We start from the raw sequence: 12874 nt of genomic DNA, 5'->3' as shown, positions 1-12874 counted from the left end.
TTTTCAGGAATCCGGCGGGTTCGCACTAATTCCCGCTTCTTCTTGGGCATTAGCCGTATTTGCGCATCGCTCGGCAGTCAGCTTTTGAGATGGATTTCATGATCAGGAATGCATATTTATGCATTTTATTCCGCTTCGCGCACTAGCGCCTATCGAAAACCCCTGAAGTTTTCCACACTATTAGAAGACATGTTCGAACAAGCGAAGTATAATTAGAACATGTCCGAAGCAAAGGCGCACGGAAACAGCCTCACCCCACCAGCACCCCCCGAGGAATTCGACCTCCACGTCCAAACCGTGCAAAACGACCTCTCCGCCCTCGAGGAACACGGCAGCAAAGCCGACTGCGCCCACGGTATCGAATTGCTGGAAGCCCTCATCTCCGCAGCACGCTGCAAGCAGGCCTGCCTCGCCCACCAAATCGAAAAAGAATACGTCCGCGACCACGAAGAACGCGGCGTCCACCTCGATGACCAAACCCGCGGCGCAGCCGCCTGCGTCGCCCTGGCCCGCAAGCAATCACCGCACGGCATGCGCAACTACCTGGTCAATTGCCGCATCCTCTTCGAAGACACCCCGAACCTCGCCGCCGCCTGCGCCCGCGGCGAATTCACCGAAGCCCAAACCCAAGCCATCCTCACCCCGCTCCAAGACCTCAAACCCCAGCGCCGCACCGAATTCGACCAGCTCTACGCCCAGAACCCGCACATGTTCGAATCCATGGGCACCACCCAAATCAAGGAAACAGTCCGAAAATTCGCCTTGGCCTACATCTCCGACCCCGACTCCATCAAGCAGAAAACCGTCGAAGAGCAACGCAACCTCACCCTGAAAATCGACGACCAGCACGGCCGCATCATCATCCACGGCGAATACCCCCTGCTGCAGGGCATGTGCCTCAAACGCTACCTCGACGAAGAATCGAAAACCCTGCGCAAAAAAGGCGACCCGCGCACCCGCACCCAGATCCGCGCCGACCTGCTCTTCAGCTACATGATGGTCGGCGAACCCTCCAAGATGCCCATCGCCCTGCAAGTCGCAGTAGTCATGACCGACCGGGCCCTGTTCGCCGGCGAACGCGAACCAGCCTATCTGGAAGGCTACGGCTTCATCCCCGCCCAGAGCGTACGCGAATGGATCAGCGGGCACCAGATCCCCAACAGCCTGACCTTCGACCAAATGGACGCCAAACCCACCACGGAACTGATCGAACAACTCGACGTGCGCACCGAACTCGCCCGCCTCTACACCGCACCCGGCGACCAGGACCTGATCGCCATGGACTCCAAAGCCCGGATCTTCCCGGAAAAGCTCAAGAAGTTCATCGCGATCCGCGACCGGCACTGCCGCACCCCGTTCTGCGACGGCATCGTGGAGGAAATAGACCACGTCAAGCAATACGCCCGCGGAGGCAAGAGCACCGTCTTCAACGGCGATGGCCGCTGCGCTAGTTGCAACAAAGCCAAGGAAGCCGCCGGCTGGTACGAATACACGACCTACGGCAACGGCCACACCATCATGATCTGCCCCGGCTCGGCGATGTCCTACAAGTCCACCGCCCCACCAGCTACGGGATACGCGCACAAGCCGTTCCCACAATTGAGACGCGACTCGAAATGGATACAGCAACTCAAGGAACGGCTGAAGCCCAAGGATGGCCCTGAAGACATCGCAGCCTGACTCCCGGCAAGCAACCATTGCGCGTACTCATGGCTTAATGCCGCTCGACGCCACCGGCTTTGCGCAGCATCCTGCGACAAAGCCGCCTGGAAACTACTTTCCAAGCGGCTTTGCTCCGACCTCTACTTGCTGGCGGCGTCTGCCAGCAGTTCAACGATGTGGCGGTATTCCTTGCCCGTCGCACGGGTCATGCCCAGTTCACAGGTGCGGTTGCACGAAGCGTGTTCCTGCGCATCCAGTTCACGAACCTCGGCAGCTTCGCGAGCGGTAGCCGACTCGGTCAGCTCCGGATGCAGCATGCCGCGGTCACCGGCAAAACCACAGCAGCCCCAGTTCACCGGGGTGTTCACGGTATCTGCCACAGCCTCTGCGATCTTCTGCATGTCCGGGTTCAGGCCCATCTGCGTGGACGAGCAGGTTGGGTGCAAGGTGACCGAGGAGATCTTCTCGAGCGCTGGCAGCTTCTCCAGCAAGTGCTGCGAAGTGAACGCCAGCAGGTCAACCACTTCGTAGCCATGCTCGGCCAGGGTATGCGCAAAGCCTTCGGTGCAGCTGGAGGCATCGGAGATGATCGGCAGGACCTTGCCCGGCATGGCCGCACGGACTTCTTCCAGCACGCGCTGGCCCATGACCTCATGGCCCTGTTCGTAGCCCTTGGAAGTCCACGGGGTACCGCAGCAGGTGGATTCAATGCCCTCGGGGACGTAAACCGAGACGCCAGCAGCGTGCAGCAGCTTGGTGAACGCCGGGGCAACGCCTTCCCCGTCTCCTGCAGGGCCGAACATCGAATTCACGCAGGCTGGCAGGTAGATGGCCAGCGGCTCGGTGCCAGCTGCACCCAAGTTGCCGGCCATGGGCTTGCGCGCCTTGCCACCGCCGGGCAGGTCGGCATCGTAACGTGGCATGGTGTCGGTACTGACCACCTTGCGCGCAGCATCGGTGGCACCGCGGACCAGCGAAGCAGGGAATTTATCGGCGATGCTCAGGGCCAGCGAACCAGCGCGCGTGGCAGGTCCCCATCCCTTGGCTGCGGCCTTGAAGCCGGCTTCCAGGACCGGGTGCGCGTCTTCGCGGCGCAGGCGCTTGACCAGCAGGCCGGTGTTGATGCCCACCGGGCAGGCGGTGACGCACATGCCGTCCACGGCACAGGTCTGCACGCCGTTGTATTCATAGTCACGCTCCAGTTCGGCCGCCAGCTCGGCGTTGCCCTCGGCCTCGGCCTTGGCGATGGCCCGGCGCACGACGATGCGCTGGCGCGGGGTCAGGGTCAGGTCCTTGGACGGGCAGACCGGCTCGCAATAGCCGCATTCCACGCAGTGGTCGGCCTCGATCTCGATGGTCTCGTTGAGCTTGATGTTGCGGATGTGCGCGGCGTGGTCTTCGTCGATGATCACCCCGGGGTTCATCATCAGGCGGGGGTCGCAGGCGGCTTTCAGCTCCAGGTGCACCTCGTAGAGCTCATCGCCGTACTGCGCGCGCACGAACGGCGCCATGGCGCGGCCGGTGCCGTGCTCCGCCTTGAGGTTGCCGTCCTTGTCCAGAATCAGCTGGACCATCTTGTCGTTGAAGGAGTTGTACCGGTTCAACGCCGCATCGCCTTCGAAACGGTCGGTGAGCATGAAGTGGATGTTGCCGTCCTTGGCGTGGCCGAAGATCACCGAATCCGCGTAGCCGTACTCGGTGAACAGCTCCTGCAGGCTGTCGCAGGTTTCGGCCAGGGACTCTACCGGGACCACGACGTCTTCGAGCAGCGCGGTGGTGCCTGTGGCGCGGGCACCGGCTACCGAAGCATACAGGCCCTTTCGGAACTTCCACGCGGCCTGGCGGTTCTTCGCATTTGGGGACAGCACCGCTGGGGCCCGCAATGCCGATGCGTCGAGCAGCGACTGGCCAGCGGAGCGCAGCCCGGCCAGTTCCTCTTCGGCGTCCGCATGGTATTCGACCAGCAAGGCGGCCTGCTGGTCGACGTCGAAGCCCATGATGGCATCCGGCACGCCGGGCAGCGACTGGCCCACGCGCAGCGACGTGGAATCCATCAGCTCCAGGGTGGCGGCGCCGGAATCCACGAGTTCAGGCAGCGCCCGGGTGGCCAGATCCAGGTTATCGAAGACGGCCAAGGTGGCAATGGCCAGCTTGCGGATCGGCACGGTGCGGAAGACGGCCTCGGCGACGAAAGCCAGGGTGCCCTTGGAGCCGATGATCAGGTGTGCCATCAGCTCTGCCGGGGTGTCGTAGTCCAGGAAGGCATTGATGCCATAGCCCATGGTGTTCTTCAGCGCGAAGTGCTTCTCAATCTTGGCGACCGAGGCCGGGTTGCTGCGCACGCGCTGGCCCAGCTTGTCCAGCGTGGCGACCAGTTGCGGTTCAGCGGCGGCCAGTTTGCGGTCGGCCTGCGGATCCGCGGTGTCGATCATGGTGCCCGAGGGGAGCACGAAAGTCATGGATTCCAGGGTGCGGTAGGTGTTGAATTCGGTGCCGCAGGCCATCCCCGAGGAGTTGTTCGCGATCACGCCTCCGATGGTGCAGGCCGCCTCGCTGGCCGGATCCGGCCCCAGCTTGCTGCCGTAGACGGCCAGGCGCGCGTTGACCTGGCGGACGGTGGCACCGGGCTGCACGCGCACGCGCGCTCCGTTATCGAGCACGGTGATGCCGCGGAAGTTGCGGCGCACATCAATCATCAGTCCGTCGCCGCTGGCTTGCCCGGCCAGCGAGGTGCCGCCCGAGCGCAGGGTGACCGGCTGGTTGCCGCGCGCGGCCGCAGCCAGCAGCGCGGAGACTTCCGCGGCGTCCTTGGCCAGCACGACAGCTTGCGGCGTGTACAGGTAGTGCGAGGCATCCGAGGCGTAGGCAACGCGGTCGATGGATCGGGTCTTGACGCGATCCTGGTCGCCGACCAGATCGAGGATGCCGGATGAAACCGTCGTTTCTCCGAGTGCTGGCGTGCTCAATGCCATGGTGCGCTCCTGTGCAGTTGGCAAGCGGAGCTTGCCGAATACGGAAATTGTCTTACAAGTACACAAGCCATAGTAGTACGATTCATGGGATACTTGTTAGGTAAATTTTCCGCGGCTCGAAAGGACCCTGATGGCGGCCCGTTTAGGTGTGGTTTCCGTGGTTCAGGCCGTCGTCAAGTCACTGCGTGCCCGGATTTTCAGCGGGGAACTGTCTCCCGGCACCCCGCTGGGCGAAGTGGACGTCGCCGCGCACTATGAAGTGGCCCGGCCAACCGCCAAGGCCGCGCTGGAGAACCTCGTTGCCAGCGGCCTGCTGACGCGCAACGCGCATCAGAGCGCGAAAGTCACGCTGCTCTCATCCGCCGACGCCCGCGACATCTACCGCACCCGCGCCATCATCGAAGCAGAGGCCGTGCGACTGCTGGCCAGCACCGGACAGGTCCCGGAAGCTGCACGCGAGGCCAATGCCGAAATCACCGCACTGCGCGATGCTTCCCCGATCCAGATCGTCGATCCGGATGTCCGCTTCCACTCCGCACTGGTCCAGGCCCTGGATTCGACGCGTACCAGCGCAATCTACGGCCAGCTCAGCGATGAGATTCGCCTGTGCATGACCCACGTCCAGGATGCAACGCTGCTGAACACCGCGGATATCGCCAGCGAACATGAACGCCTGCTCGAATGCATCGCCGCCGGCGATGCCCAGGGCGCGGCAGAGGTTTTGGCCCAGCACCTCTCCCGCGCGAGCACCCGATTGGCCGAGCACCTCGACAGCCTTTCCCAAGGTAGGCGAAGATAGGAGCATGGGCATTTTCGCAAGCAGGAAAAGCATTGAGCAGGACTTCGCGCGCATGACACAGCGCCTGGATGCGGTAGCTGCCTTCCAGGCCGAGGGGCTCAGCGCGAAAGCGCGCGTCCTGGCCACGGGCCTGCGCAAGAGTGTTCCCGAAGCCGGGTTCGAGCTGGCTGCCAAAGATGCCACCGCATGGATCCACGCGCACGAGGCCCTGCGCCTGCTGGAAGGCACCATCTCGATCCTCGAGGGTTGGAACGGTTCACCCGACGAGGTCTTCATCTCCAGGGCGGCGAGCGCATCGCCCGATTCCCCGGCTGGCGAGGCGATGTCCGATGTTCCAGCCGATCACCTGGGTATTCTGCGCCCCGCAGACGACGGCACCCTGCAGCTATTGGCAACCTTGGACCCCGCGGAGCAGCTGCGGCTAACCGGCTGGCTGCGCACTTTCACCCGGGCATAAAAACACCTTTCCCACCTAGCGGCATTGCGGGCCTCCGCACATACCCCCATCCGTATTTTGACATACCCCCGGGGGTATAGACTAGTCTGGTTCCAATCCACCTTGAAAGGAACCAACCATGCTGCTTGAACGCCTCTACGACGAAGATCTCGCGCAGGCCAGCTACTTCATCGGCTGCCAGGCCAAAGGCGAAGCTCTCGTGGTCGACGCGCGCCGCGACATCGCCGACTACCTTGCCCTGGCTGCCAAGCACGGCATGCGCATCACGGCCGTCGCTGAAACCCACATCCACGCCGACTACCTTTCCGGAACCCGCGAACTAGCCGCCGCCACCGGCGCCACCAGCTACGTTTCGGGCGAGGGCGGCAAAGATTGGCAGTACGGATTCGAGGCAGAACGTTTGATGGATGGCGATATCATCACGCTGGGCAACCTGCGCATCGCCGCCCGCCACACCCCGGGCCACACCCCGGAGCACCTGGCTTACACCATCACCGACGGAGCCTTCAGCCAAGACCCTGGCTACCTGCTCTCCGGCGACTTCATCTTCGCCGGCGACCTAGGCCGTCCGGATTTGCTGGACGAGGCCGCCGGCGGTGTCGATACCCGCTTCGAAGGCGCCCGCGATCTCTTTGCTTCGCTGAAGAAAACCCTGGCAGAATTGCCCGATTACATCCAGGTGCATCCAGGCCACGGCTCGGGCAGCGCCTGCGGCAAAGCGCTGGGCGCGGTCCCTTCCACCACGTTGGGCTACGAACGCGAGTTCGCCTGGTGGAGCACCTACCTGGCCAACGACGACCAGGACGGCTTCATCGCCGAACTGCTCAACGGCCAGCCTGACGCCCACGCCTACTTCGGCCGCATGAAGCGGCAGAACCGCCTGGGCCCAGCCATCCTGGGCCAGCTCGACCCCCTAGCTGAAATACCCGTCCAGCAGCTCCTCCAGCAGGTGGAGGCGGGGGTCTCGGTGTTCGTCGATACCCGTGGGTACACCCAGATCGCCGCAGGCACCGTTCCCGGCGCGCTGTCCATCCCGGGTACGGCGAAGACCGCCAGCTTCGGCGCCTGGGCCTACGATCCGGAAAAGGACCAACGCGCCCTGATCGTGCTGGCCGAGACCGGCGAACACGCCGCGACGATCCGCGCCCACCTAATGCGCGTGGGCATCGACGCGGTCAAGGGTTTCACCACCAGCTTGGAAGGCCTGCCAACGGTGAAGCCGAAGTCGATCACCCCGGCACAGCTGGACGATTTCGAGTACGAGATGCTGCTGGATGTCCGCAACAAGACCGAGTTCGCCGCCGGGCATATCCCGGGCGCCAAGCAGCTGTCCGGCGGACGGGTGTTGTGGAATCTCGATCAGCTGCCCGCCGGCGGCACCATCGTCACCTACTGCCAAAGCGGCATGCGCAATGCCGTGGCCACCAGCGCACTGCGCGATGCCGGCTACAACGTCGTCGAGCTTGAGGGCAGCTACCTCGGCTGGTCCTCCTTCGCCAACTAGCCACCCCCGCCACGAAAGCTGAACTGCATTCAATGACTACTCCTTTGACCACCATGGACGCCGAAGCACTTAGATGCTTGGTGGAAGCCCCCGACACGGACCTCGCCTTGATTGACGTGCGCACCGCGGGCGAATTCGAAACCCTCCACATTCCCGGCTCGTACAACGTGCCGCTCGAAGAATTCACCGCCAACGCCACCGAGGTGCTCGCCAAGATTCCAGGCAAGCCGGTGCTGATCTGCCACAGCGGCAACCGTGCTTCCAAGGCGCAGCGTGCCCTGCAGGAGCAGCAGATCGAGCACAGCACGGTACTGCTTGGCGGCGTCACCGCCTACGAAAATGCCGGCGGCACCATGGTGCGCGGCGTGCAGCGTTGGGCGCTGGACCGCCAGATGCGCATGACCGCAGGTTCCGTGGTGCTCGCCGGGTTGCTCGGAGCGAAGTTCATCTCCCCGAAGTTCGCCTATCTTTCGGCGGCCATCGGTGGCGGACTGGTGTTCTCAGCCCTGCGGGATTCTTGCCCGATGATCAGCTTCTTGGGCAAGATGCCCTGGAACAAAGTAAAGAAGTAGGCCATGGAGTTCGGACCGCTGCTGGTTCTGGCCCTTGCACTAGCGAGCATCGTCGGGCTGGCCCTGGGACTGTTCGGCGGCGGCGGTTCAATCCTGATGGTTCCCCTGCTCAGCTATGTAGCCGGGTTGCCCGCCAAGGAAGCGATCGCCACCTCCCTGCTGGTGGTCGGTGCGACCTCGGCAACGAGCCTGATCCCGCATGCCCGCAAGGCCAATGTGCGTTGGAAACAGGGGATGGTCTTCGCGGCCACCAGCATGCTTGGCGCCTTTGGCGGCGGGCTGCTGGCCAGCGGGATCCCTGCCCAGCTGCTGATGCTCGGTTTCGCGATCATCATGCTGGCCAGTGCCCGCGGGATGATCCGCGGACGGAAAAACACTGGCAGCGCAACACAGCCGTTGTGGCTGTCCGCCCCGGTCGGCTTGGGCATTGGCATGGTCACCGGCCTGGTCGGTGCCGGAGGCGGTTTCCTGCTCGTCCCTGCACTGGCTTTGCAGGCCGGGCTGTCCATGCAACAGGCGGTGGGCACCTCCCTGCTGGTGATCACCCTGAATTCGATCACTGGCCTGGCCGGGCAGTTGAATTCAGTTGCACTGGATTGGCCGCTGGCCGCAGGGCTGGCGACCACCGCGATCCTCGGTTCGTTGATCGGCGCACGGCTTTCGCGCAGGATCGACGAACGCGCTTTGCGCAAGGGTTTCGGCTACTTCGTCTTGGCCATGGGCGTGTTCGTGCTCAGCCAGGAACTGCCGGCTCCCGGCGGGCTGGTCGTAGTTGCGGTTGCAGCCCTCGCGGGCGCATTGGTGCTGCTGTGCAACAAAATTCCGGCGATGGGGGCGCGCTGCCCGCTCGTTCTGAAAGGAGAAACCCGATGAAGCCGCTTGAATTGTCAGCTTCGAACTTCGCTGGGTTCATCGCAAGGAACCGGCTGGTGCTCGTGGATTTCTGGGCGCCTTGGTGCGGTCCTTGCCGCGGCTTTGCCCCGATTTTCGACGAAGCATCCGCGGCGCATCCTGAAATCGCCTTCGCCAAGGTGAATACCGAGACCCAGCCGGATTTGGCGCAGGCAGCCCGGATTGCATCCATACCGACGCTCATGGCGTTCAAGGATGGGATACTTGTACATTCAAAACCCGGAGCGTTGAGCTCTGGCGCTATGGAGCAGTTGCTCGTCCAACTCAAACACCTGGATGCCGAAATTGCAGAAGACGACTAACCCGCTACCCGTACCAAGGAGAAATTGATGCGTACTGCTGACGAAGCGACCCGCAAGCGGATCCTCAACCGCCTTAAGCGTGCCCGAGGCCAGCTTGATGCGGTGATCAACGCCGTGGAAACCGATGGTTCGTGCAAAGAGGTAGTCACTCAGCTGGCCGCCGTCTCCACCGCGCTGGACCGCGCCGGATTCGCCATTGTCTCCACCGCGATGCAGTACTGCATCGCCGATCCCGAGAAGGCTTCCGAGGAAGAAGACGGCCTGAGCGTCGAAGAACTCGAAAAGCTCTTCCTCTCCCTGTCCTGATTACTGACGAAAAGGAAAAAATTATGTGCCGCCAGGTTCAATGCAAGATCTGCCAGAAGACCACGTGGGCTGGCTGCGGCCAGCACGTTGAAGCAACTATGCGCAATGTCCCCAATAAGGACCGCTGCCAGGGCCACGAAGCCGAACCGAAGAAGGGCTTCTTCAAGCGCCTGTTCGGCTAAGCCGGGGTCATAGAGGGTCAAGGGTTTCACTGCCCCGGGATTCGTTGGCATAATCCGAAGTATTTAGCCCATCCGCGGCTGAGCAAACTTCACTCCCCAAGGAAACGGCAGGCATGACTTCAAAGATCCGCATCGGTATTGCTGGCTATGGGAATCTGGGACGCGGCGTCCAAGCCGCGATCGCCAAGAATCCGGATATGGAGCTGGTGGGCGTCTACACCCGCCGTGATCCGCAGGCCCTCCAGCTGGCTCAGCCGGCACCGCGGTTCGGCATCGATGAGCTGGAAAAGCACGCCGCGCAGATCGACGTATTGATCCTTTGCGGCGGCTCGAAATCGGACTTGCCGCAGCAGGGCCCGAAGTTCGCGGCGCTGTTCAACACCGTGGACAGCTTCGATACCCACGCCCGCATCCCCGAGTACTACGCATCCATCGACGGCCCGGCGAAGGCAGCTGGCAAGACCGCGTTGCTCTCCGTGGGCTGGGATCCGGGCATGTTCTCGATCAACCGGGTCTTCGGGGAGGCCTTGCTGCCCGACGGCGAAACCTACACCTTCTGGGGCCGCGGGCTGAGCCAGGGGCATTCGGATGCGATCCGCCGCGTCCCGGGCGTCGCCGCCGGCGTGCAGTACACGATCCCGAGCCAGGAGGCTATCGACCGGGTCCGGGCCGGCGAGCGCCCTTCCTTGAGCACCCGCGAGAAGCACCAGCGCGAATGCTTTGTCGTGCTCCAAGACGGTGCCGATCCGGAGTCGGTGCGCGAAGCCATCGTGACCATGGAGCACTACTTCGACCAGTACGACACCACGGTGCAGTTCATCGACGAGCAGAGCTTGGCCGCCGAGCATTCGAATATGCCGCATGGCGGGTTCGTGATCCGTTCGGGCAATACCAGCGACGAGCAGAAGCAGGTCATCGAGTATTCGCTGGCCCTTGGCTCCAACCCGGAATTCACTTCCAGCGTGCTGGTGGCTTACGCCCGGGCCGCCTTCCGGATGAACCAGCGCGGCATCACCGGTGCGCAGACCGTTTACGATGTGGCCCCGGGGCTGCTCTCGCCCAAGTCCCCCGCACAGTTGCGCGCAGAGCTGCTCTAGGATTTTGCCGGGCCAGCAGCTCATCCGCTGGCGAGCGCATCCTTCTCCCAGGCCTCCACTGGCCCCGGGACCTGCACGAACAGCGGATGCAGGGCCACCTGCCCTGCCGGTTCCAAGCGGGCGATGCGCGCGGGATCCCGGACGGAGAGCTTGCGCAGCAGGTGCTCGCGCTCGAAGTGCACCTGCCCCTGGGTGACCGGGATCTTTTCCAGCTGCGCGGCGGCTGCCGGATGCAGGATTTTCGCGGCGTCGAAGCGATAGCCCCGGACAGCCGCTTCGTCCCACAAGCCCTGCAGATAGCCGCCCATATGCACCAGCGGGGCGGGCTGCGCCTTGAACCGGAGAAGCTGCGGGTGCCCTGTATAGCCCTTGGTCTGGCCGGCGAGCACCTTCTGGGCCAGCAGTGTTTCACGCCAACAGGCAACCAGCCCTTTGGCGTCGAGCAATGAGGGGTGCAGGGACCACAGTCGCATGGGCCAAGCCTAGTCGGGGTTCGGGCCAGCCGGGAACTCGATGATCTCGCTGCGAATCAAGAAGCGCTTGCCCTCCGGGGCTTCGACGGAGAAACCGGATCCCCGCCCGTTGACCACGTCAACGGTGAGCTTGGTGTGCTTCCAGTATTCGAATTGCTCCTTGGACATCCAGAAATCAATGTCGCCCAGGGCGGTGCCATCAGCGCCGTCCAGGGAAAGCACGCCGAGCCGGATGTCCGATCCCCCGGTGCGGAACTCGCCGGCCGGGTAGCACATCGGCGAGGACCCGTCGCAGCACCCTCCGGACTGGTGGAACATCAGCGGGCCGTGGATCCCCCACAGCTTGCGCAGCAGGTCCAGGGCTTCGGAGGTGAAGGCCACCCGCGAGAACTCCTCGCCCTCGATTGCGGCGCGCGTTTCGGTTACGGTGCTCATGTCCTGCTCCTGCCTCGTTGTCCACGTCCGGATTTATCTCGTTGTGGCCAGTGTCCTCTTTTTGGGCCGCACCGTCCATCGCTCGGCCAGGGCGGCCAGGGCACCGGTACCGGATGCCGCTTCGAAAAGCCGCATCCGGTACCGTGCCATCAACCGTTGCGGATCCGGCTACGCCCTGCCGGCGTAGTCGATGACAACGCGCCCATCGATCTTGCCATGGCGCATTTCGTCGAATACGGCGTTGATGTCTTCCAGCGGGCGGGTATGGAAGGTCGGCTTGATCTTCCCTGCCGCATAGAATTCCAGCGCCTCGATCATGTCCTGCCGTGTTCCCACGATCGATCCGCGGATGGTCAGGCCCTTGAGCACGATGTCGAAAATGGGTGCGGGGAAATCACCGGCGGGCAGCCCGTTGAACACGATCGTTCCGCCGCGCCGGGTCATGCCGATCGCTTGCCCGAACGCCTTTGGATGCACCGCCGTAACCAGCACGCCGTGCGTTCCGCCAACCTTCTGCTGGATGATCTCGGCCGGGTCCTGGGCGAAGGCATTGACGGTGATTTCCGCTCCATGCTTCGAGGCCAGCGCCAGCTTGTCATCGGCCACGTCAATGGCGATCACCCGCATGCCCATGGCCACCGCGTACTGCACCGCGATATGGCCCAGTCCGCCGATACCCGAAATAGCCACCCACTGGCCGGGCTTGACCTCAGTCATCTTCAGGCCCTTGTAGACAGTCACTCCCGCGCACAGCACCGGCGCGATTTCATGGGGATCCGAGCCCTCCGGGATGTGCGCGGCATAGCGGGAATCCACCAGCATGTACTGGCCGAAGGAACCGTCCACGGAGTATCCGCCATTGGACTGGGCTTCGCACAGCGTCTCCCAGCCGGTGCGGCAGTACTGGCAGTGCCCGCAGGCGCTGGCCAGCCACGCGTTGCCGATCATGTCCCCGAGCGCGACCTCGGTGACTCCTTCGCCGAGCTTTTCCACGATGCCCACGCCTTCATGCCCGGGAATCAGCGGAAGCTTCGGCTTGACCGGCCAATCGCCCTCGGCGGCGTGCAGGTCGGTGTGGCAGACGCCCGAGGCGATCAGCTTCACCAGCACCTGGCCGGGGCCCGGCTCGGGGATCTCGGCGTCCTTCACCTGGAACTCTTCGCCGAAACCTTCGACTATTGCAGCTTTCATCTTGCTCATG

Annotated in this window: 14 protein-coding genes; 10 read left to right on the top strand and 4 right to left on the bottom strand. The window is 63.4% G+C overall.

What is annotated here, in order from left to right; genetic code table 11:
• Positions 1-219 precede the first annotated feature (219 nt).
• Positions 220-1680, top strand: a complete 1461-nt coding sequence (locus ACIP6G_RS17615) for an HNH endonuclease (protein WP_400291567.1) — start codon at positions 220-222, stop codon at positions 1678-1680.
• Between the two features lie 122 nt (positions 1681-1802).
• Here the strand turns inward: ACIP6G_RS17615 and ACIP6G_RS17610 are convergent, their stop codons facing one another.
• Complete coding sequence (locus tag ACIP6G_RS17610; protein WP_400291565.1) at positions 1803-4634, bottom strand: FAD-binding and (Fe-S)-binding domain-containing protein; 2832 nt, start codon at positions 4632-4634, stop codon at positions 1803-1805.
• 130 nt (positions 4635-4764) lie between these two features.
• Here ACIP6G_RS17610 and ACIP6G_RS17605 point away from each other — a divergent pair, with 130 nt between their 5' ends.
• The 9 genes from ACIP6G_RS17605 (at position 4765) to ACIP6G_RS17565 (ending at position 10765) form a co-directional block, all read left to right on the top strand.
• The gene (locus tag ACIP6G_RS17605) at positions 4765-5433 is read left to right on the top strand and encodes a GntR family transcriptional regulator (protein WP_105658974.1); all 669 of its coding nucleotides are present in this window, start codon (positions 4765-4767) and stop codon (positions 5431-5433) included.
• A gap of 4 nt (positions 5434-5437) precedes the next feature.
• Positions 5438-5890: a hypothetical protein gene (locus ACIP6G_RS17600; RefSeq protein ID WP_400291563.1), complete on the top strand. Its 453-nt coding sequence runs from the start codon at positions 5438-5440 to the stop codon at positions 5888-5890.
• Positions 5891-6008: 118 nt separating this feature from the next.
• The gene (locus tag ACIP6G_RS17595; RefSeq protein WP_400291561.1) at positions 6009-7394 is read left to right on the top strand and encodes a rhodanese-like domain-containing protein; all 1386 of its coding nucleotides are present in this window, start codon (positions 6009-6011) and stop codon (positions 7392-7394) included.
• A gap of 32 nt (positions 7395-7426) precedes the next feature.
• Positions 7427-7966 (top strand): rhodanese-like domain-containing protein, encoded by a 540-nt coding sequence (locus tag ACIP6G_RS17590; RefSeq protein ID WP_388026027.1) that lies wholly within the window; start codon positions 7427-7429, stop codon positions 7964-7966.
• A gap of 3 nt (positions 7967-7969) precedes the next feature.
• Positions 7970-8839, top strand: a complete 870-nt coding sequence (locus ACIP6G_RS17585; protein WP_400291559.1) for a sulfite exporter TauE/SafE family protein — start codon at positions 7970-7972, stop codon at positions 8837-8839.
• On the top strand, positions 8836-9180 hold the full coding sequence (trxA, locus tag ACIP6G_RS17580) for a thioredoxin (RefSeq protein ID WP_105658979.1): 345 nt from the start codon (positions 8836-8838) through the stop codon (positions 9178-9180). Before ACIP6G_RS17585 ends, trxA begins: the two co-directional genes overlap by 4 nt.
• A 27-nt stretch (positions 9181-9207) precedes the next feature.
• A complete protein-coding gene (locus tag ACIP6G_RS17575) occupies positions 9208-9486 on the top strand; it encodes a metal-sensitive transcriptional regulator (RefSeq protein ID WP_105658980.1) in 279 nt (92 codons plus the stop codon).
• A gap of 23 nt (positions 9487-9509) precedes the next feature.
• Positions 9510-9668 carry a hypothetical protein gene (locus tag ACIP6G_RS17570; protein WP_166650877.1) on the top strand — a complete coding sequence of 53 codons (159 nt, stop codon included), beginning with the start codon at positions 9510-9512 and terminating at the stop codon, positions 9666-9668.
• A 113-nt stretch (positions 9669-9781) separates the two neighbouring features.
• Positions 9782-10765, top strand: coding sequence for a diaminopimelate dehydrogenase (locus tag ACIP6G_RS17565; protein ID WP_400291557.1), 984 nt, complete (start codon positions 9782-9784; stop codon positions 10763-10765).
• A gap of 20 nt (positions 10766-10785) precedes the next feature.
• Here ACIP6G_RS17565 and ACIP6G_RS17560 read toward each other — a convergent pair whose 3' ends face one another.
• The 3 genes from ACIP6G_RS17560 to adhP form a co-directional block, all read right to left on the bottom strand.
• Positions 10786-11238, bottom strand: coding sequence for a pyrimidine dimer DNA glycosylase/endonuclease V (locus tag ACIP6G_RS17560; protein ID WP_105658982.1), 453 nt, complete (start codon positions 11236-11238; stop codon positions 10786-10788).
• A 9-nt stretch (positions 11239-11247) separates the two neighbouring features.
• Positions 11248-11673, bottom strand: a complete 426-nt coding sequence (locus tag ACIP6G_RS17555) for a DUF779 domain-containing protein (protein ID WP_013347532.1) — start codon at positions 11671-11673, stop codon at positions 11248-11250.
• A 168-nt stretch (positions 11674-11841) separates the two neighbouring features.
• Positions 11842-12873: an alcohol dehydrogenase AdhP gene (gene adhP, locus ACIP6G_RS17550; protein WP_013347531.1), complete on the bottom strand. Its 1032-nt coding sequence runs from the start codon at positions 12871-12873 to the stop codon at positions 11842-11844.
• Position 12874 lies beyond the last annotated feature (1 nt).

This window comes from Glutamicibacter sp. NPDC088483, from assembly GCF_044753145.1.
Taxonomy (GTDB): Bacteria; Actinomycetota; Actinomycetes; order Actinomycetales; family Micrococcaceae; genus Glutamicibacter.
This window is presented reverse-complemented; position numbering and strand designations above follow the sequence as displayed.